The following is a 21128-nucleotide window of genomic DNA, read 5'->3' on the forward strand; positions in this document are numbered from 1 at the left end:
CGTGTTTAAGCGACGTTAAGTGATAGAGCGTCAGCCGACGGGCCGGTGCATCTCCACAATCTCCTCATGCCGGGGGCTGTCGGGATTCATCAGCGAGTTCTTCTTGCCATAGAAGAAGTAGATGGCAAGGCCGATGACGAGCCAGACGCCGAACCGCGCCCACGTTTCCCAGTGCAGCTGGAACATCAGGAATGCGGAGGCCAGCACGCCGAAGGCCGGGACGAGCGGCATGAACGGGAGGCGGAACGCGCGCGGGGCATCGGGCTTCTTGTAGCGGAACACGATGACCGAGAAACAGACGACGACGAACGCCGCCAGGATGCCGATGTTGGTCAGGTCGGCGACTGCCTTGATCGGGAACACGCCCGCCAGGAGCGCGGAGGCGACGCCCGCGATCCAGGTCACGCGCTGCGGCGTGCCGTGCCGGTCGGTCTTGGAGAACCAGCCGGGCAGCAGCCCGTCGCGGCTCATGGAGAACCAGACGCGGGTAACGCCGAGCAGGAACGTCAGCATCACGGTGAGGATGGACAGCACCGCGAAGACGGAAATGATGGTGGCAATGACCGGCAGCCCCACACCGGTGAAGGCTGACGCGAACCCGGCCTTCGGGTCGATGTCCTTGTAGTTCTGCATGCCCGTGAGGACCAGGGTGGCTGCCACATAGAGCAGCATGGCGATGATGAGCGACAGGATGATGGCCTTGGGCATGTGCTTCTTGCCGTCGGTGGCTTCCTCCGCTGCGGTACTCATGGCGTCGTAGCCGAAGACCGCGAAGAATACGGTGGCGGAACCGGCAAGAACCGGGCCGAAGCCGGACGGCATGAACGGGTTGTAGTTGTTGGTGTCGATGTAGAAGACACCAAGGCCGATGATGAAGAGGATCAGGACCACCTTGATGGCCACTGCCACCAGTTCGAACCGGCCGAACGCCTTGGTTCCGCGCGACAGGATCCAGGTCACGATCAGGCAGACCACGATGGCGGGGATGTTGACGATTCCGCCCTTGCCCTCATCCGGGGTGGATGTCATCCAGACCGGCATGTGGATGCCGATTCCGGAGAGGAAGGCATCAAAGTAGCCGGAGATGCCGATGGCCACCACGGCCACAATGGCGATGTATTCCAGCAGCAGGTCCCATCCGATGAACCAGCCGATGATCTCGCCCAAGGCCACGTACCCGTAGGTGTAGGCGGACCCGGCGCGCGGAATCATGCCCGCGAACTCTGCGTAGGACAGTGCTGCCGCTGCCGACGCGAGGCCGGCAATCAGGAACGAAATCAGCACCGCGGGCCCCACCCCGGGTGTGGTTTCGCTACCGGCGGCCACCAGCCCCGCGAGGGAGAAGATGCCGACGCCGATAATGCCGCCAACGCCGATGGCCGTCAGCTGCCAAAGCCCGAGTGACTTAAAGAGGCCACTATGTTTGTTCTCTTCTTCAATGTCGTCAATCGGCTTGCGCCGCATGATCGACTGGGTCATGTCTCGTGTGCTCATCAGGAACTCCTGCTTGGGGGGGTGCGACCCCGCCACGGCGCGCGAAAAATCGCTTGTGACGGGGGTAACTCGGTCCCAACAGTATGCAAGGGGGCTTGCATTAGATAAAGTGACTACTTCTAACCTATATTCGTTAGTTTCGGTAAGGATTTCCTCATGCTTGACGTACGCCGGCTGCGCCTGCTCCGGGAATTGAGCATCCGGGGGACGCTCGCGGAGGTGGCCGAAGCACTCCAGTACAGCCCGTCGTCAGTCTCCCAGCAGCTGGCGCTCCTGGAAAAGGAAGTGGGCGTGGAGCTGCTGCGCAAGACGGGACGCCGGGTGCAGCTCACCCCGCAGGCGGAGGTCCTGGTGGCCCACACCGCAAGCCTGCTGCAGACCATGGAACAGGCCGAGGCGGACCTTGCAGCGTCCCTGACCACCGTGACCGGCACAGTGCGGATCGCAGTGTTCCAGTCGGCCGCGCTGGCGCTCATGCCCGAGACCCTGACGCGCATGGCCAGTACGTATCCCGAAGTGCGCATCGAGATGATCCAGCGTGAGCCGGAAACGGCGCTGCACGAGACGTGGGCACGCGACTTCGACCTTGTCATCGCCGAGCAGTACCCCGGACACGCCGCCCCGCGCTATCCCGAACTGGACCGCGTCAAGCTCACCACCGACGCCATCCGGCTCGCCGTTCCCCCCGCGTCCGACGGCGGTCCCGCCATCTCCTCGATCGAGGACACCGCGGAACTCGCCTGGGTCATGGAACCACGCGGGGCGGCATCCCGCCACTGGGCCGAGCAGGCCTGCCGGAGCGCGGGGTTCGAGCCCGACGTGCGTTTTGAAACCGCGGACCTTCAGGCACAGATCCGCCTCATCGAGTCCGGGAACGCCGTGGCGCTGATGCCGGACCTGGTGTGGACTGGGCGCGGCACCACCGCCCGGCTCCTTGACCTGCCAGGTAAGCCGCACCGCACGGTGTTCACCTCCGTCCGCCGCTCCAGCGCCCAGCGGCCCGCGATCCTCGCCGCGCGGGAGACCCTTGCGGCGACCGCAGCGGCCGTGGCACAGCACGACGGCGGGTGACCGGCCGCCGTCGTGCGTGGCCTTCCAGCGTGTCCGTCCAGGGGTACCGGCCAGCGCAACGACGGGCTCCGTCACTGCGCAGGAGCCGCCCCGGCGTCACTGTTCCCTGCGTCACTGCGCCGGCGGGCCCCCAACGCTAGACTGATGCCGTTATGAATCGCACAATGTTCAAGTCCAAAATCCACCGGGCCACCGTCACGCACGCCGACCTGCACTACGTAGGGTCGGTCACCGTTGACCTGGACCTGCTCGAGGCCGCCGACATCCTTCCCGGCGAGCTCGTCTCCATCGTGGATGTGACCAACGGCTCGCGGCTTGAGACCTACACCATCGCCGGCGAGCGCGGCTCGGGCGTGATCGGCATCAACGGTGCAGCGGCGCACCTCATGCACGAGAACGACGTCGTCATCCTGATCACCTACGCCCAGATGACCACCGAAGAGGCCAAGGCCTATGAACCGCGGGTGGTCCACGTGGATGAAAACAATCGGGTGATCCAGCTGGGCAATGACCCGGCCGAGGGCCTCACGCCGGGAATGATGCGGCCCCCTTTCGCTCTTAACAACGCCACCCTGTAACCGGAGAGTGCTTTCCGGCAGACCGCTCCCCCGCACCCCCCGGGCTGATCCCCTGCGGATTGTCCCTTGCTAGGGGTACTCGCCGGGTTCTTTGTGGTCTGGTGCATCATCCTGGTGGGCTGGTTCGTGGGCCGGCAGAAAATCCTGGGCGACAACGCCCGGCAGGTCCTCAGCTCCCTCACCTTCTTTGTGGCCAGCCCGGCCCTGCTTTTCGAAACGCTGAGCAAAGCCCGCCTCGCCGAGGTTTTCGCGGCGCCACTGCTGGTCGCTGCGGTCTCGGCAGTGGCCACCGCGGCCATCTTCTTCGCCATCGCCAGGTTCTGGCTCAAACGCTCGCTGCCCGAGTCCCTGATGTCCTCCATGGCCGCGTCACTGGTGAACTCCGCCAACCTGGGCATCCCCATCGCGGTGTACGTCCTGGGCGACGCAAGCTACGTGGCGCCGCTGCTCATCTTCCAGCTCGCCTTCTTCACGCCGCTGTTCCTGATGCTCCTGGATTCAAGCACCAGCTCCCACCGCACCACGCCGCTGAACTTCATCGTGATGATCCTCCGGAACCCCATGATCGTGGGTTCGGCCCTGGGCCTGGCCGTGGCCGGGACGGGCTGGCAGGTCCCGCAACTGGTGATGGAGCCCATCCACCTGATCGGCGGTGCGGCGATTCCGGCCATGCTGATCGCTTTTGGCATGAGCCTGAACGGCACCCGCCCGCTCCAGGCCTCGGCCTGCCGGCGCCTGGACACGCTGCTGGCCAGCGGCTTCAAGCTGGCCGCCCAGCCCGCGCTGGCCTATCTCTTTGCCCGGTTCGCGCTGGGGCTTGAAGGCCATGTCCTGTTCGCCGTGGTGGTCACCGCCGCCCTGCCCACAGCGCAGAATGTTTTTGTGGCTGCCAGCCGGTACAAGACCGGCCTCACCGTGGCGAAAGACACCGTGCTGATCACAACCGTTGTGGCCGTGCCGGCGATGATCGGCGTGGCACTGCTGCTGACCTGACCCGAGTTTGGAGGGCTGATGAATACTGTTCTGGACACCGTGGTGATCGGCGGCGGCGCCATGGGCTCGGCCGCCGCGTGGGCGCTGTCCCGCCGGGGCCGGCATGTGACTTTGGTGGAGCAGTTCGGGCCGGGGCACAAGATCGGGGCCTCGCACGGCACCACCCGCAACCTGAACCTCGGTTACCACCGCCCCGAATATGTGGCCATGCTGGCAGAGGGGCTGGCCCTGTGGGATGAGCTTGAGCAGGAAAGCGGTGAGACGCTGCTGGCGCGGACGGGCGTTGTGAACCACGGCCCCGACCCCCGGCTTCCGGACATCGCCGAGGCATTGACGCAGGCGGGCATCCGCGCGGAGCTCCTGTCCCCGGCGGAGGCCGGGGAGCGCTGGCGCGGGATCCGCTTCGACCAGCAGGCACTGCACATGCCCGACGGCGGCCAGCTCAACCCCGAAGCGGCGCTTCCTGCATTCCAGCGCCTCGCCGCAGCCCGCGGCGCCGAGATCCGGCACCACACCAAGGTGGTGGACCTGCAGGTGATGGACGACGGCGTCCGGCTGGGCCTGGAGTCCGGCGCCGGCATCGAGGTGGTCACCGCTGCGCAGGTTGTGGTCACGGCCGGCGGCTGGACGGACAAGCTCCTGGGCCCGATGTTCAGCAACAGCACCAGTACGGGGCTGCAGATTGCCAGGCTGCGGGTCACGCAGGAGCAGCCGGCGCACTTCCGGGTGGCGGACGCGGGCGCAGTGTGGCCCGGCTTCAACCACTGCCCCGGCACCGGGGCGGACTACCAGGGCTGGTATTCCCCCGTGTACGGCATGGAGACGCCCGGCGAAGGGATCAAGGCCGGCTGGCACGGAGTGGGACCGCTCGTTGATCCTGACCGGCGCTCCTTCCAGCCCGAACCCCGGCAGCTCGCCGCCCTGCAGGACTACGCGCGGACGTGGCTGCCCGGGGTGGACGCCGATTCCTTCGAGGCCATCAGCTGCACCTACACCACCACCCCGGACGAGGACTTTATCCTGGACCGGATCGGCCCCGTGGTGATCGGCGCCGGGTTCTCCGGGCATGGGTTCAAGTTCACCCCGGTGATTGGCCGCATCCTCGCCGACCTCGCCACCGGCACCCGTCCGGCGCCGGAGATCTTCCGCGCTTCCCGCTAAAAGCGCCTACCGCGTCTTGTCCTCTGCTTCGGCGAGGGCCGGCTCCCCGCCCGTGCCGCCGTCGTCGTCCTTTCGGGAGGCGCCCGCCTTCACCGCCGGCATTGCCAGCACGGCCGCCACGGTGAGGATGCCGCCCACCAGCGCGGCCAGGAACACGGCGCCGGACGCAGCCACGACGGCGGGTGCCGCGCCTTCGCCGGCCGTGGTGGCGTAGACCGCGTTGGCCACCGCGCCGAAGACCGCCACACCCAGCGCGCTCCCAATGGACCGCGCGAACATGTTGCTGCTGGTGACCACGCCGCGCTCATTCCACTCAACACTGGACTGGGCAGCAATCAGGGTGGGAGTGGCAACCAGCCCCAGGCCGAGCCCCACCACGAAACAGCTGGCGGCCACCAGTGCCACGTTGGGGGTGGCGGCCGTGAGGGCCAGGACCAGAAGTCCCGCCACGGTAACGGAGATCCCGATCAAGGCCGTGGCCTTGAACCCGATCCGCAGGTAGAACCGGCCCGCCTGCGAGGCACTGAGGGGCCAGCCAAGGGTCAGGGCCGCGAGCGCCAGGCCGGCCATAAAGGGCGAAGTGTCCAGCGCCCCCTCCAGGAACGTGGGCACATAGGAGGTCAGCCCGATCATCACCGCCCCGACGCCGAAGGACACCAGCGTGGTGGTGCCCAACAGCCGGCGCGAAACCACCCAGGACGGCAGGACCGGCTCCGCAGCCCGCCGTTCCACCATCAGGAACACCGCCAGCAGCACGGCGCCCACAACAAAGATGCCGATGCTGATCGGGGAATTCCACGCCCAGCCCTGGCCGCCCTGGAGGGCACCAAGGATCAGCAGGCCCAGTGACACCGCCAGCAGGGCAGCCCCGGCGTAGTCCACCCGGTGCTTGGCGCGTTCAACATTTTCGTGCAGGGTCCTGAACAGCATCCACCCGGCAAGGAGGCACAGCGGAATGTTGACCAGGAAGATCCCGCGCCAGATTCCCAGCGAGGAGAAGATGCCGCCGAGGCTCGGGCCCACCACCGAGGAGACAGCCCAGACGCTGGCCAGGTAGCCCTGGACCTTTGCCCGCTCCTCGAGCGAGTAGATGTCCCCGGCGATGGTGATGGAAACCGGCAGGACGGCCCCCGCACCGAGGCCCTGCAGGGCGCGGAACGCGATCAGTGCGGGCATGCTCCAGGCGATGCCGCAGAGGACGGACCCGAGCAGGAACAGCCCGATGCCCGCCAGGATGATGGGCTTCCGGCCAAGCATGTCGGACAGTTTGCCGTAGATGGGCACCGAGACGGCCTGGGCCAGCAGGTACGCGGAAAACAGCCAGGGGAAGGACTCGAAACCGCCCACATCCCGGACGATCGACGGGACGGCGGTGGCCACGATCGTGGAATCGATGGCCACCAGGCCGGTGGACAGCATCAGGGCAATGAGGATGGGGCCCCGTTCGGAGCGGAACCCCACCCCTTGGGCGCGCGCGGTCTTCATGAGTCTCGTTTCAGTCTTTTTGGGTCCCTGCTACCTCCACTCTAGGTACCCGCGGCCGACCCCGACTATCGCCTGCCCTGGTGTGCGTCCAGGAGCCGCGCGCAGCGGATGAAGCCCAGGTGCGAGTACGCCTGCGGATGGTTCCCCAGGTGTGTCTCCGTGCCGGGGTCGTACTCCTCCGGCAGCAGCCCGGTGGGACCGAAGAGGTTCACCAGCTGGTCGAACAGGTCCCAGGCCTCATCGATGCGGCCCACGGCCACATACGCTTCGATCAGCCAGGTGGTGCAGATGTGGAACCCGCCCTCCAGGCCCGGCAGGCCGTCGTCGTACCTGTACCGGAAAACGGTGGGACCCACGCGCAGTTCCCGCTCCACCGCGGTGACGGTGTCCAGGAAGCGCTGGTCCGAAACGTCCATCAGGCCGGAGAGGCCGATGTGCAGGACGGCGGCGTCGAGGTCCGGGCTGTCGTAGGCAACGGTGTAGGACCTCGCCGACTCGTCCCAGCCCTCGCGCAGCACCTCCTCGCGGATGGTGCCTGCCATGGGTGCCCAGGCCGGGTCCGGCTCCCGGCCGTGGCGGGCAGCCGTCCGCAGCGCCCGGTCCAGCGTCACCCAGCACATCACCTTGGAATAGACGTGGTGGCGCGCTGCGCGCCGGGCCTCCCAGATGCCGTGGTCCGGCTCGTGCCAGCGGGCCAGGACGGCCGAGGCCATCTGGACCATCAGCTCCCAATGGTCGTCGGCCAGCGCGCCCTCCCGCTCACTCAGGGCATGGATCAGTTCGGCAACCGGGCCAAAAACGTCCAACTGGACCTGGTGGTCCGCGGCGTTGCCGATCCTGACCGGACGGGAGCCCGCGTACCCCGGGAGGCTGTCGACGACGGCCTCCGTGGAAAGCGGCGCGCCGGTCACCGAGTACAGGGGGTGCAGCCACTCGGGGCCGGGCGCATGTTCGAGGATCCGCCCCAGCCATGCCAGGAAGCCGGCGGCCTCCGCCGTGGAGCCGAGGTCCACCAGCGCGTTGACCGTCATGGACCCGTCCCGCAGCCAGCAGTACCGGTAGTCCCAGTTCCTTGTGCCGCCGATTCCCTCCGGCAGCGACGTAGTGGGGGCCGCGAGGACGGCGCCGGTGGGCTCATGGACCAGGGCGCGGAGAACCAGGGCTGACCGCCGCACCAGGGAGGGTTTGACGGAGGGCAGGGCAAGTTTCTGCACCCACTGGCGGGCATGCAGGGCCACCCCGGCCCGCCGCTCCGTCTCCCCGCCGGGGTCCGCAGGCTGCGGTTCGGTATCGCCGCAGCGCAGGTTGAGCACCACCGGACCGTCCTGCAGGTTCACCGCCGCCGTGGCCGTGGCGTGGCGCCCGTCTGAGGTGATGCTGAAGGTGGCGCCCGGCGCGAACAGGATGATGGGCTCCGAGGTCCCCACCACGTGCAGTTCCCCGCCGCGGGCCTCCATGCTGAACGGGGCGTTGGCGTAGTCCGGCCGGGGAGCAAAAGTAATCCGGGCGGCACCATGGCCGGTCAGCACCCGGACCAAACTGGTGATGCCCTCGGGCGCGGGCTCAAGGTAGTCCGTGACCGTGACGTCCGCCCACCGGGTCTCAACAATCATGGTGCTGTCCACGTACCGCTGTCCCAGCACCTGGGAGGCCTTGACCGGCTCCACGGAAAAGTGGCCGGCCGCGTCTCCGCCCAGGATGTGGGCGAAAAGTGATCCGGAATCCGGCAGCGGATGGCTCATCCAGCAGATCTTCGCGTCCGGCGTCAGCAGTGCGGTGGAGGATCCGTTGCCGATCATCGTGTGCCGTTCAAGGCCCACCGCGTCCTCGCCGAACAGCCAGGCCCGCCGCAGCTCGAAGAGGAGGGCCAGGACCCGGGCGAAGGCTTCGGGGTCGCGGACGCGGTGCGCCGCGGCGGTCTCCCCCGGCCCGACCTTGAGTCCGAGGTCCGGCCCGCGCAGGGTGGCGATGGCCAGTTCGTCACTGTGGGCGTCCCCGGCGAACATCGCGGCGCTGGCTCCGAGCCGGGACCGGAGGGTTTCCAGCGCCTCGGCCTTGGACGGTTCCACAACGGACAGGTCCAGCACGGAACCGTCCACAATGAAGAACAGCCCATGGGCGCGGGCAATCTCCCGGGCGGTTTCCGTCACGGATTCCACCACGTCCGGCGGCGCCGGGCGGGTGTGGACGGAAACGGCCACCGGTTTGCGTTCAATCCAGATGCCCTCCTGGAACCCCACGGCTTCATTGAGCGCCGCGTTGACCTTCTGCAGGACTGATTCGGTGGCCAGGGTCTGCGCGTGCGCGAAGCCCATATCCGACTCTGCGCCATGCGAACCGATCAGGTGCACCTCAACGGGCAGCCGCGACACCGCCGCAAGGTCGCGGAGCGAGCGTCCCGAAATGATGGCGGCGTGGGTATTGGGTAGGGCAGCCAGGGCGCGCAGGGCTATCGCCGCATTGCCCAGGGGCAGGATCTCGGTGGAGATGCCTTCGGCGTCGCACAGGGTCCCGCCGTAGTTGCAGGCCACCAGCAATCCCGGAACCCGTGCCAGCACTTTCAGTTCGGCCAGCAGCGCAGGCGTCAGGCCGTTGTCCGCCGCATCCGACTGGATGAAGGCGCGGAGCATGTCCAGCGGAAGGGACCGGGTGAGCAGTGCGGAATCCGCCACGCTTTGGTTCAACGGCGTAGGCATGCAGGTACCCCTTTGAGGCCGGACCAGGCCGGGACTACAGCCGCTGGATCGCCTGCGGACTACCGGTTGGTGCCCCTCCCGGGAATCCCAGTAATTCCCGAGGGGGCAGTTCCCATGCTCAGCCCCGGCCGTTTCCCCCGAAAGTCCCCTTTATTGCGTATGTGTAAAAGTCCGACGGACAGCGCCGTTGTCATGGAGAGCCGGCGTCACGCAGGGCAGCTTTCTGGACCACGACGCCGGCGCCTGCCGCCCGGAACCGGGGAACCCGCCGTCGTGCATTCCCAAAAGGGTGCTGGGCGTGACGCGCAGGACCCCGCCAGCTACACCCGGACCAGCCCGGCAGCCTCTGCCAGGAGTTCCACGGAGCGCAGCCGCGCCTCGGTCCCGGTGCTCTGGTGGGCCACAATGAGTTCGTCGGCGTCGGCGTGCCGCCCGAAACCGTCCAGGTAATCAAGGACTACGTCGGGCGTTCCCACCGCGGAGTACGTCATCATCTGGCTCACGTGCTGGCCCTGCGGGGAGTCGAGGATCATGTCCGCTTCGTCGTCGGTGAACTCGCGGCCGCCGCCGAAGAACAGGGACACGCGGGCGCGCTTGGTGGCCTGCAGCATGGCCTGCGCTTCCGAGGCGGAATCCGCCGCGATGACGTTGACGCCGGCAATGACGTGCGGGGCATCCAGCTGCGCGGAGGGCTTGAACTCGCGCCGGTACAGGGCCACGGCATCCTGCAGGGCGTTCGGCGCAAAGTGGGAGGCAAACGCGTACGGCAGTCCCAGCTGGGCGGCGAGGCGCGCGCCGAACAGGGAGGATCCCAGGATGTACAGCGGGACGTTGGTGCCCTTGCCTGGCGTGGCTTCAACGCCCTGGATGCGGGTGGGACCGGTGAGGTAGCCCTGGAGTTCCAGCACGTCCTGCGGGAAGCTGTCCGCGGACATGGGATCCCGCCGCAGCGCGCGCATGGTGTTCTGGTCACTTCCGGGCGCGCGGCCCAGGCCGAGGTCGATGCGGCCCGGGTGCAGGGTCTCCAGGGTTCCGAACTGTTCCGCGATGGTCAGCGGCGAGTGGTTGGGCAGCATGACGCCGCCGGCACCCAGCCGGATGCTTTCGGTGTGGGCGGCCACATGGGCAATCAGCACGCTCGTGGCGGAGGACGCGATGGAGGACATGTTGTGGTGCTCGGCGTACCAGACCCGCCGGTACCCGAGCTTCTCCGCGCTCTGCGCCATGGCCACGCTGCCCGCGAAGCTCTCCGCCGCCGTCTGGCCCTTGCCGATGGTTGCCAGGTCAAGGATGGAGAGGGGGAGAGTCACGGTAGGTGCCGGCCTTTCGGGAACGTTTCGCAGGGATGTGCCCGCCGGGTCGCGGCGGGCACGATAGGCATAACGACGGCGGCGCCCGGCTTATTTCTGGAACCTGCGGAATACTCAGCAAACTTATGACGTTGCCGCCCCTATGAGCCTAGAGACAACGAACCAGTTGGAACTGTCCGAAACGATCGATTTGAAGGATCTGGGAACCGTGAACCGGCTCGGCTTCGGTGCCATGCGCATCGTGGGTGACGGCGTCTGGGGTGAGCCCGCGGACCGCCGGGCGGCGGTGGCGGTGGTGCGCCGCGCCGTCGAACTCGGCGTTGACTTCATCGATACCGCAGATTCCTACGGCCCCAACATCAGCGAGGAAATCCTCGCCGAGGCACTGTACCCGTACAAGGACGGGCTGAAGATCGCCACGAAGGTGGGCTTCACCCGCACCGGGCCAGGCAAGTGGATCCCCGTGGGCCGCCCGGAGTACCTCCGCCAGCAAGCAGAACTGAGCCTGCGGAAGCTGAAGGTGGACACCCTGGACCTGCTCCAGCTGCACCGGATCGACCCCAAGGTGGACGCCGAGGAGCAGTTCGGCGTGCTGCGCGAGCTCCAGGACGAGGGCAAGGTCCGGGCGCTGGGCCTCTCGCAGGTGAGCGTGGAGGAGCTCGAGGCGGCCGGGAAGCACTTCACCGTTTCCACGGTCCAGAACCGGTACAACCTGACGGACCGGAGCTCCGAGGACGTCCTGCGCTACTCGGAGGAGAACGGCATCGGCTTCATCCCGTGGGCTCCCATTTCCGCGGGTGAGCTGGCGCAGCCGGGAGGGCCGCTGGACGAGGCCGCCAGGCGTTTGGGTGCCACCACTTCCCAGGTTGCACTGGCCTGGCTGCTGCGCCGCTCTCCCGTGATGATGCCGATCCCCGGCACCGGGTCAGTGCAGCACCTGGAGGAAAACATGGCCGCGGCCGGCGTCACCCTGGACGAGGAAACCTACGCTGAACTTGAAGCAGCAGGCGAGTAGAGAAGCACAGACAGGAGCAGCACTATGGCAAACATTCTGATGGTCGTATCGGCCGCCGATTCGCTCACCATGAAGGACGGCAGCCAGCACCCCACCGGCTTCTGGGCGGAGGAACTGGTGGTGGCACACCAGACCCTGCTGGACGCCGGCCACACTGTCCACATCGCGACCCCCGGGGGCGCGAAGCCCACCGTGGACCAGGTGAGCCTGGCTCCCGAGTCAGTAGGCGGCGAGGAACGGGCGCAAGGTTTCCGCGACTACCTCGACTCAATCGACGGCGAGCTCTCGCGCCCGCTGGTGCTGGCCGACGTCGACCCGTCCGGCTACGACGCCGTTGTGATGCCCGGCGGGCACGGGCCCATGGCCGACCTGTACCAGGACGCCGCCCTCGGCAGGCTCCTGGCGGCGGCGGACAAGGACGGCAAGGTCATCGCTCCCTTCTGCCACGGTCCCGCAGGGCTGCTGAGTGCAACGGACGACGGCGGCGCTTTCGTTTTCGCGGGACGTCGCCTCACGGTGTTCAGCAACGAGGAGGAACTGGGCGGCGGCACCGGCGAGAACACGCCGTGGCTGGTGGAGGACGCCCTGAGGGACAAGGGTGCGGTGATCGAAAATGCTGCCGCCTGGACGTCAAATGTTGTGCGGGACGGCAACCTGATCACGGGCCAGAACCCGCAGTCCAGCGAGGACGTGGCCAAGGAAGTCATCAAGGCGCTGGGCTAGTCCCGCACTTCAGGCAGAGAAGGGGCCCGGTCTGGTGACCGGGCCCCCTCTGTGCGGCGCACGTCCTTGGGCGCCGCCGCCGTTGGCGCTACTTCAGCTTGAAGTTGGCGCTGATCGAGGTACCGTCCTTTGCTGTCATCGTGAGCTGGTAGCAGCTGCCGGGGCTTGCAGGCGTCTTCCAGTTGTAGATGAACTGGCCGGCGATGGCGTCATAGCGGACAACGGTGCTGCCGGCCGCCGCTGTCGTCTCGATAGCATCGGTCTGGGCGTTCGGTGCACAGACGATGGTTCCCATGGTGAACTTCATCAGGTTGGGGTCCGTGATCTCGGTTTCGCCCGCAAAAACCTCGAACTTGGCCGGTACAGCGCTGCCGCCCTTGACCGTGTTCAAGACACCGCCCATGTCGATCGGCTGGTAGAAGCCCTTCATGGTCCAGGCCTTGACTTCGTAGGAGTGGGTAACGGTGGTGGTGTTGCCGGCGAGGTCCGTGGCCGTGGCCCTGAGGGTGTATTTCCCAACTCCCGTGCCGTAACCGGTAACCTCGCAGGTCCCAAGCACTCCGGACAGTGAATCGGAGGCCGAGCAGGTCGGCTGCGCGGGCGTCGACCCGTAGTAGCCGTCCGCGATGACCGAATCGAAGGTCACCGTGGGGGCCGTCTTGTCGATCTTGAGCGTGGTGGAGGCCTCGCCTGCAGCACGGACGTTGCCGGCGAGGTCCTTGAACTCGGGGCTGTGGACAGTCACCGAATCCCCTTCGTCCGACGCCGTCACGCTCTTCGTCGCGTCAACCGGTCCGGACACGAGATCGGTGGCGCCGAAGGTGACCTCGACGTCCGTGTTGTACCAGCCGTCGTGGTTGGCTGCGGGGCTCGTGCCCACGTAGCGGACCATCGGCGCGGTCTGGTCAATCTTGAAGGACTGCGACGTAGTCCCGGCTGGCGTGATGTTGCCTGCGTTGTCCACGAAAACCGGGCTGGGCACCTTGACTTCAGCTCCCTCCCCGCTGGAGTACACCGTCTGCGAGGACGTCAGCAGTCCCGACGTCGCATCCGTTGCCGTAAAGCGGGCCCCGACGTCGGTCACGTACCAGTTGTTCTCCCCCAGCGTGCCTGATGCGACCCCGTCGTAGCCAACGGACGGCGCCGTCTTGTCGATCTTGAATTGCTGGGAAGCGGCGCCGGCAGGTGTGGTGTTGCCGGCGTTGTCCGAGAATGCAGGACTCTGGACAGTCACGGCTTCGCCTTCCCCGGACGAGGTCACCGTCTGCGTTGCGCTGAGGGGCCCGGAGGTGAGGTCCGTTCCTTTGAAGCTGGCCTGGACATCGGAGGTGTACCAGCCGCCAAAGCCTGCGGTTCCGGTTGCAGCGTCATAGGTGACGCTGGGGGCTGTCTTGTCGATCTTGAACGACTGGGAAATGGTTCCGTCGGGCACGGTATTGCCCGCGTTGTCCGTGAACGCAGGGCTCAGGACCCTTACATCGGCACCCTCGCCGCTGGAGGACACCTCCTGGGAGGACGGGGCCAGTCCGGATGTGGCATCTGTTGCAATGAAGCGGGCCAGTACATCGGAGGTGTACCAGTTGTCGTTGCCGGCCTTTCCTGTCGCGTCGGCGTAGCTCACCGTCGGCGCCGTGCCGTCTTTCTTGATGGGGACGGTGACTGTGCCGGCCGAGCCGCCGCTGCTGCTCGCGGAGCATGAGTAGTCAGCAGGCAGCTGGTCCAGCGCCACCGTCACGTCGTTGCAGCCGACCTTGTTCAGGGTGCTGGTCGAGTCGCCCTCGGTGACGGTCCACTTCAGCGTGACGGCGTTCCGGTACCACCCGTTCAAGCCGTCCGGCTGCGCCGCGTCGAGGGTATAGCTGATCCCGGGGGCCGTGCCGTCAACGATGTTGTACGTTACCGAACTCGCGGCGGTGAGCCCACCCTTGTCGGTGTAGCTGCAGGACGCTGTCTGGGAGCCTATGCCGGTAGCAGCGTCGTCACCTGAGACGGCACTCAGGGTTGCCATGAAGGAACTGTTGCCGTCCTCGGCATCGGTGACGTTGCACATCGCAGGGGGCACAAACCCCTTGGGGTAGGAGATGCCCAGCGTTACACCGGACACACTGAGGACCGGTGCTGTGTTTGACGGCGCGGGCGCGGTTACGTTCACCACAAAAGTGGCCGGTAAGAGATTGAATGTGCCGCCCGTTGTGTTGCTGGTCTGGGTTGCGGAAATTGTGGAGGAGCCTGCGCCTACCGGGCTAACAGTTAACTGCTTCGTGTCACCGCATGAGCCAAAAGTAACCGTGGACGGGGATACTGCAGCGACCGACGGATTGCTCGACGTGAACTGGAGGGTCACCGTGGTCGACCCGGTGAGGTTACATCCGGACTTCCCATCACCACCCGTGGGACCGACGACGAGGCTTGTCGTCCCGAGGATACCTCCAACGTTGAGTGCCATGATCTCTGCCTCGGCGTCGACAACGTCGTCAAGAGTGTTACTGATCGTGTCCGCCCAGGCTATCCCGCCTCCAGCCAGCACCAGCCCCGCAGCCGCAACCGCCGCGGCCACCCGGGTGCCCGTCCGCCCCAGCAGGCTCCTATCCCCAGCAGCAGTCGTCCTACCTGGCGAATTCATCATGTGCGTCTCCCTAAGACCATGTGCCCACTGCGGGCGCAACGTACTTCAAGGTATGGGGTGAGGGGGCAACAGCACACGCGTAGTCGCACACCTGTCCTTGCTCTTTGAGTACTCGTTTTCTGACGCGCACGCTGACCGGCACTACTTGGTTTTGGGCCTGCGGCCGGCCCGATGGCGACCGCAGAAAGGGCCAGGCCAGCCCCACGGCGTGAACCCCAAAGTGCACTCGTGAAGGGTTTGGCAATAGTCTGGCCAGATGGGGACAACCACCGTGAACAATGGCGAACAGATCGACAGGCAGTCCCGCATCCTCGAAGCAGCGCTCGATCTGCTGTCCCGCCACGGTATCTCAGGGGTGAGCATGCGTGCGGTGGCGCGTGAAGCCGGGGTGGCCCTGGGCCTGGTGAACTACTACTACGACGACAAGACCAGCCTGATCCGCGCGGCCCTGCGCCGGGTGGACGAGCACGATCTCCTGCTGGTTGCACAGGATCCGTCGTCTCCCCCGGACGAGCAGCTGCGCAAGTCCCTGCGGCGGGTAGCGGGCGCCGACCTGCTGACCACCCGCTACCTGTCCCTGCGCCTGCACCTTTGGGCCCTCGCCCAGGCAGACGAGGACTATGCACAGATCAATGCTGCCGCCTTCGACCGCTATATCGACGGCCTGGCGGCGCTGGTGTCCAACGCCCTGCCCGGGCTCTCCTGGGAGGAATGCCGCGCGCGGTCATCCGACATCGTGGTCATACAAAACGGCATGTGGTTGACGTCGCTCCTTGGCGTGGACAAGGAATCCATCCAGCGGAGCATCGCACGCACGGAACAGATCGCCTTCGCCCCGCCGGGCGACGCCAGCAGCAGCCGGGACGCGTTCCAGGGGCAGTAAGGCACATCCCATCCCGGCGGCTTCCGCCTCCTCCGTAATCTTGAACGTCTGTTCAAGTTAGGTATTGAACACTCGTTCAACCTCCGCTACTGTCCTCCGTATGACTTACGCCACACCGTCTAACGACGAGACAGCATCCACCCTCTTCATCAACGGCGCGTGGGAGCCGGCAGCCTCCGGCGCAGTACGCCAAATCCACAACCCCGCCGACGGTGAACTGGCCGCCACGGCCTCCGAGGCCGGCCGGGAAGACACCGAACGGGCCATCGCGGCGGCCCGGGCTGCCTTCGACTCCGGAGTCTGGTCAAGTGTTCCGGCGCCCGGGCGCGGAACCTTCCTGCTCCGGGTCGCCGCGGAACTCCGTGAGCGGCGGGAGAAGTTCGCCCTCGCCGAGTCACTGGACACCGGGAAGCGGATTGCCGAAAGCCGCATCGACATGGACGATGTCGCCGCCTGCTTCGAATACTTCGGCCGGCTCGCCGGGCAGCAGTCCGGCCGCGTGGTGGACGCCGGGGACCCCGCCGTCGTGAGCAAAATCGTCTACGAGCCCGTGGGCGTCTGCGGCCTCATCACTCCGTGGAACTACCCGTTGCTCCAGGCCGCGTGGAAGATTGCGCCCGCACTGGCCGCCGGCTGCACCTTCGTCCTCAAGCCGTCCGAGCTGACGCCGTCCACCGCCATCCTTGCCATGCAGCTGCTGCAGGACCTCGGCCTGCCGGACGGCGTGGCCAACCTCGTCACCGGCCCCGGCGCGGAGGCGGGTGCACCGCTTTCGGAACATCCCGCCGTCGACCTTGTCTCCTTCACCGGCGGCCTGGAAACCGGCAAGCGGATTGCCGCAGCTGCTGCCGGCACCGTCAAGAAGGTGGCGCTGGAGCTGGGCGGCAAGAACCCCAACGTGGTGTTTGCTGACGCGGACTTCGATGCCGCCGTGGACAACGCCCTCAACGGCGCCTTCGTCCACTCCGGGCAGGTCTGCTCGGCCGGCGCCCGGCTGCTGGTGGAGGAATCCATCGCCGAACGCTTCGTGGACGAGCTGGTCCGGCGCGCACAGGACATCCGGCTGGGCGGCCCGTTCGACGAGACCGCAGAAACCGGGCCGCTGATCTCCGCAGCCCACCGGGACAAGGTCCACGCCTACGTCCAGCGCGGCATCAAGGAGGGTGCCCGGCTGCGGTGCGGCGGCGCGGCGCCGGCGGGGGAAAAGTACGACGGCGGCTTCTACTACCAGCCCACCGTCCTGGACCGCGTGACAAGGGGAATGTCCGTGGTCGTGGACGAGGCCTTCGGCCCGGTGGTGACCGTGGAGACTTTCCGCACGGAGGACGAAGCCGTGGCCACCGCGAACGACACCATCTACGGACTGGCCGGCGCCGTCTGGACCCAGGATGCCGGAAAGGCGCAGCGCGTGGCGTCCCGGCTGCGGCACGGCACCATCTGGATCAACGACTACCACCCCTACCTCCCCCAGGCCGAGTGGGGCGGCTTCGGCCAGTCCGGCGTCGGCCGCGAGCTGGGCCCCACCGGCCTGGCGGAATACCAGGAAGCCAAGCACATCTACCAGAACACCAGCCCCCAGGTCACCGGCTGGTTCGCTGGCCACGGCAAGGAGAACTAGATGCACTTCGACAACATCGAGGACCTCAGCGAGCGCTCATTCGACTACATCGTCATCGGCGGCGGATCCGCCGGAGCCGCCGTCGCCGCCCGGCTGAGCGAGGACCCGGACGTGACCGTGGCCCTGGTGGAGGCCGGCCCGGACGACCGCAACATCCCCGAGATCCTGCAGCTGGACCGCTGGATGGAACTGCTGGAATCCGGCTACGACTGGGACTACCCGGTGGAACCGCAGGAAAACGGCAACTCCTTCATGCGCCACGCCCGCGCCAAGGTCATGGGCGGCTGCTCCAGCCACAACTCGTGCATCGCCTTCTGGGCTCCACGGGAGGACCTGGACGAGTGGGAGTCCAAGTACGGCGCCGCCGGCTGGAACGCCGACGCGGCCTGGCCGCTGTACCGGCGCCTGGAAACCAACGAGGACGCCGGCCCGGACGCCCCGCACCACGGGGACTCCGGCCCCGTGCACCTGATGAACGTGCCCCCGGTGGATCCTGCCGGCGTCGCGCTCCTCGATGCCTGCGAACAGGCCGGCATTCCCCGCGCCAAATTCAACACCGGGACCACCGTGGTCAACGGCGCCAACTTCTTCCAGATCAACCGCCGCGCGGACGGCACCCGGTCCTCCAGCTCGGTCTCCTACATCCACCCGATTATCGAGCGCGAAAACTTCACGCTCCTGACCGGCCTCCGCGCCCGCCAGCTGGTATTCGACGCGGACAAGCGCTGCACCGGCGTGGACGTGGTGGACTCGGCGTTCGGCCGGACCCACCGGCTCTCCGCGCACCGCGAGGTCATCCTGTCCACCGGCGCCATCGACTCCCCCAAGCTGCTGATGCTGTCCGGCATCGGCCCCGCAGCGCACCTCGCCCACCACGGGATCGAGGTCCTGGTGGACTCCCCCGGCGTGGGTGAGCACCTGCAGGACCACCCCGAAGGCGTCGTGCAGTTCGAGGCCAAACAGCCGATGGTGCAGACGTCCACGCAGTGGTGGGAGATCGGCATCTTCACCCCCACCGAGGACGGCCTGGACCGCCCGGACCTGATGATGCACTACGGCTCCGTCCCGTTCGACATGAACACCCTGCGGCACGGCTACCCCACCACGGAGAACGGCTTCAGCCTCACCCCGAACGTCACGCACGCCCGTTCCCGCGGCACCGTCCGGCTGCGCAGCCGCGACTTCCGCGACAAGCCGATGGTGGACCCCCGCTATTTCACGGACCCCGACGGCCACGACATGCGCGTCATGGTGGCCGGCATCCGCAAGGCCCGCGAAATCGCCGGGCAGCCCGCCATGGCGGAATGGACCGGGCGTGAGCTTTCGCCCGGCATCGAGGCACAGACCGACGAGGAACTGCGGGAGTACATCCGCAAGACCCACAACACCGTCTACCACCCGGTGGGCACCCTCCGGATGGGCCCTTCCGACGACGACATGTCACCGCTGGATCCCGAGCTGCGTGTCAAGGGCGTCACCGGCCTGCGCGTCGCCGATGCCTCGGTCATGCCGGAACACGTCACCGTCAACCCCAACATCACCGTCATGATGATCGGCGAGCGCTGCGCGGACCTCATCCGCGCCGGCCGGTCCGGCGACACCATGACCATGGAAGAAATGGAGCTCACCGCGTCCCTCGCCTAAGCGGCAAGGTCCCGGCGGCGGGCATCAACCTTCCATGCGCCACAGCCGGCCGGTCATCATCATCTGATTTAGGAGTCCACATGGCGGAACCCAGCAAGAGTATTGATTCAAGCGGCATGGACGAGTTTGGCTACACGCAGACCCTGGACCGGAGCATCGGCAAGTTTGCCAGCTTCGCGGCAGGCGTCAGCTACATCTCCATCCTCACCGGTGTATTTCAACTGTTCTACTTTGGCTTTTCCATGGCCGGCCCGGCGTACGCCTGGTCCTGGCCCCTCGTCTTCGCGGGCCAGCTGATGGTGGCATTGTGCTTTGCCGAACTGGCGGGCCGCTACCCGGTGGCCGGATCGGTGTATAACTGGGCCAAGCGGCTCGCCTCCGGGACCTGGTCCTGGCTGGCGGGCTGGCTGCTGCTCATCTCGTCCATCGTGGCGCTCGGCGCCGTGGCCCTTGCCCTGCAGCTCACCCTGCCCCAGCTCTGGTCCGGCTTCCAGTTCGTCGGTGATGGCACCGGCCCGTACGATTTCGCCATGAACGGTGTGGTGCTGGCCAGCATCATGATCGGTATTTCCACAATGATCAACGCCTTCGGCGTGAAGCTGATGACCAGGATCAACAGCATCGGCGTCTTCGTGGAACTGATCGCCGCCGTACTCCTGATCCTCGCACTGGGCTGGCACGTGATGCGTGGGCCTGAGGTCTTCTTCGACACCGCAGGCTTCGGGGAGAGCCACGACCTTGGCTTCTTCGGCGTGTTCCTGATCGGCGCCATGGCCTCCGGCTACGTTATGTACGGTTTCGACACAGCCAGCTCCCTCGGAGAGGAAACCAAGGACCCCAAACGCACGGCACCCAAGGCCATCCTGCGTGCCGTCACGGCATCCTTCGTGCTGGGCGGGCTGATCCTCCTCTTTGGCATCCTCGCGGCTCCGGACCTGGCCGACCCCAAGCTCGGGGCGGCCGACGGCGGGCTGCAGTACCTGGTGCTCTCCGTCCTCGGGGGCCCCTTCGGCAAGGCATTCCTCGCCTGCATCGTGGTGGCCGTGGTGGTTTGCACCCTCGCCGTCCACGCCGCCGCGATCCGCATGATGTTCGCCATGGCGCGGGACAACAACCTGCCGTTCAGCCGGCAGCTCGGCAAGGTGTGCCCGGTCCGCCGGACCCCCACCGTCGCTGCCATCGTGATCGGCGTTATGGCCGTCATCCCGCTGCTGGTCAATGTGATGCAGCCGGCAATCTTCACCATCATGTCCAGCATCAGCATCGTCCTGATCTACCTGTCCTACCTGCTGGTCACCGTTCCCTTGCTGCGCAACCGGCTCCTGAAGAAGTGGCCGCTTGCCGAGGACGGCTCCGAGCCCGGCTTCAGCCTGGGCACGTGGGGACTGCCCGTGAACATCCTCGCGGTCCTGTGGGGCGGCGCCATGACGGTGAACCTGGTGTGGCCGCGCCAGGAGATCTACAACTCGGCGCCGCCGTTCGAGTGGTACCTGCAGTGGGGCGGGGTGCTTTTCGTGGCGGCGGTCGCCGGCGGCGGGGCCCTGCTGTACCGGCTGAAGATCCGCCATCAGACCGGGGTGCTGGCGGAGCACGCCGCGGCAGTCGCGGCGCACCCGTCGTCAGGTCCGGTAGTTCCGGCGGCTCCGGAAGAACTGGACGTGGTGGACGCCAAAGTGCATTAGGGCAAGTGTCCTAAACCGTCAGCTGACGGTCTTCAAGGAAGGGGCGACGACGGCACTCACCTCAGTGCCGCCGTCGCCCCTTCCTTTAGCGTTCCGCCAAGGCCTCCATTGATAGGCGAACCACCGTCACACGGATCGCTACCCCTGCC

The 21128-nt window shown here is 66.8% G+C and carries 15 protein-coding genes; 10 read left to right on the forward strand and 5 right to left on the reverse strand.

Annotation, left to right across the window (positions count from 1 at the left end):
- Nucleotides 1–30 precede the first annotated feature (30 nt).
- Nucleotides 31–1494, reverse strand: a complete 1464-nt coding sequence (locus SMD14_RS19035) for an amino acid permease (RefSeq protein WP_321214680.1) — start codon at nt 1492–1494, stop codon at nt 31–33.
- A gap of 156 nt (nt 1495–1650) precedes the next feature.
- Between SMD14_RS19035 and SMD14_RS19040 the strand changes: the two genes are divergently transcribed.
- From SMD14_RS19040 to SMD14_RS19055, 4 genes are all read left to right on the forward strand, one after another.
- Nucleotides 1651–2565: a LysR family transcriptional regulator gene (locus SMD14_RS19040; protein ID WP_157240456.1), complete on the forward strand. Its 915-nt coding sequence runs from the start codon at nt 1651–1653 to the stop codon at nt 2563–2565.
- Nucleotides 2566–2717: 152 nt separating this feature from the next.
- The gene (panD, locus tag SMD14_RS19045) at nt 2718–3143 is read left to right on the forward strand and encodes an aspartate 1-decarboxylase (RefSeq protein ID WP_197432448.1); all 426 of its coding nucleotides are present in this window, start codon (nt 2718–2720) and stop codon (nt 3141–3143) included.
- 66 nt (nt 3144–3209) lie between these two features.
- Nucleotides 3210–4136 (forward strand): AEC family transporter, encoded by a 927-nt coding sequence (locus SMD14_RS19050; protein WP_321214681.1) that lies wholly within the window; start codon nt 3210–3212, stop codon nt 4134–4136.
- A gap of 18 nt (nt 4137–4154) precedes the next feature.
- Entirely contained in the window at nt 4155–5297 is a 1143-nt protein-coding gene (locus SMD14_RS19055; protein ID WP_321214682.1) for an FAD-dependent oxidoreductase, read from the forward strand.
- Between the two features lie 6 nt (nt 5298–5303).
- Here the strand turns inward: SMD14_RS19055 and SMD14_RS19060 are convergent, their stop codons facing one another.
- The 3 genes from SMD14_RS19060 to SMD14_RS19070 all read right to left on the reverse strand — a co-directional run bounded on the left by SMD14_RS19060 (nt 5304) and on the right by SMD14_RS19070 (nt 10788).
- Nucleotides 5304–6782, reverse strand: a complete 1479-nt coding sequence (locus SMD14_RS19060) for an MFS transporter (RefSeq protein WP_321214683.1) — start codon at nt 6780–6782, stop codon at nt 5304–5306.
- A gap of 65 nt (nt 6783–6847) precedes the next feature.
- Complete coding sequence (locus SMD14_RS19065; RefSeq protein ID WP_321214684.1) at nt 6848–9478, reverse strand: trehalase-like domain-containing protein; 2631 nt, start codon at nt 9476–9478, stop codon at nt 6848–6850.
- Nucleotides 9479–9798: 320 nt separating this feature from the next.
- Nucleotides 9799–10788 (reverse strand): LLM class flavin-dependent oxidoreductase, encoded by a 990-nt coding sequence (locus SMD14_RS19070; RefSeq protein ID WP_321214685.1) that lies wholly within the window; start codon nt 10786–10788, stop codon nt 9799–9801.
- Between the two features lie 142 nt (nt 10789–10930).
- Here SMD14_RS19070 and SMD14_RS19075 point away from each other — a divergent pair, with 142 nt between their 5' ends.
- Together SMD14_RS19075 and SMD14_RS19080 are read left to right on the forward strand one after the other, a co-directional pair.
- Complete coding sequence (locus SMD14_RS19075) at nt 10931–11803, forward strand: aldo/keto reductase (RefSeq protein ID WP_321214686.1); 873 nt, start codon at nt 10931–10933, stop codon at nt 11801–11803.
- Nucleotides 11804–11827: 24 nt separating this feature from the next.
- Complete coding sequence (locus SMD14_RS19080) at nt 11828–12526, forward strand: type 1 glutamine amidotransferase domain-containing protein (protein WP_321214687.1); 699 nt, start codon at nt 11828–11830, stop codon at nt 12524–12526.
- Between the two features lie 88 nt (nt 12527–12614).
- Here the strand turns inward: SMD14_RS19080 and SMD14_RS19085 are convergent, their stop codons facing one another.
- Nucleotides 12615–14678 (reverse strand): PxKF domain-containing protein, encoded by a 2064-nt coding sequence (locus SMD14_RS19085; protein WP_321214688.1) that lies wholly within the window; start codon nt 14676–14678, stop codon nt 12615–12617.
- A 730-nt stretch (nt 14679–15408) separates the two neighbouring features.
- Here SMD14_RS19085 and SMD14_RS19090 point away from each other — a divergent pair.
- From SMD14_RS19090 to SMD14_RS19105, 4 genes are all read left to right on the forward strand, one after another.
- Nucleotides 15409–16035 (forward strand): TetR/AcrR family transcriptional regulator, encoded by a 627-nt coding sequence (locus SMD14_RS19090; protein WP_321214689.1) that lies wholly within the window; start codon nt 15409–15411, stop codon nt 16033–16035.
- A gap of 100 nt (nt 16036–16135) precedes the next feature.
- The gene (locus SMD14_RS19095; protein ID WP_321214690.1) at nt 16136–17653 is read left to right on the forward strand and encodes an aldehyde dehydrogenase family protein; all 1518 of its coding nucleotides are present in this window, start codon (nt 16136–16138) and stop codon (nt 17651–17653) included.
- A complete protein-coding gene (locus SMD14_RS19100) occupies nt 17654–19297 on the forward strand; it encodes a GMC oxidoreductase (protein ID WP_321214691.1) in 1644 nt (547 codons plus the stop codon). It abuts the gene before it with no gap.
- A gap of 80 nt (nt 19298–19377) precedes the next feature.
- A complete protein-coding gene (locus tag SMD14_RS19105; RefSeq protein ID WP_321214692.1) occupies nt 19378–20979 on the forward strand; it encodes an amino acid permease in 1602 nt (533 codons plus the stop codon).
- Nucleotides 20980–21128 lie beyond the last annotated feature (149 nt).

This window comes from Pseudarthrobacter oxydans (assembly GCF_034258515.1).
Classification (GTDB): Bacteria; Actinomycetota; Actinomycetes; order Actinomycetales; family Micrococcaceae; genus Arthrobacter.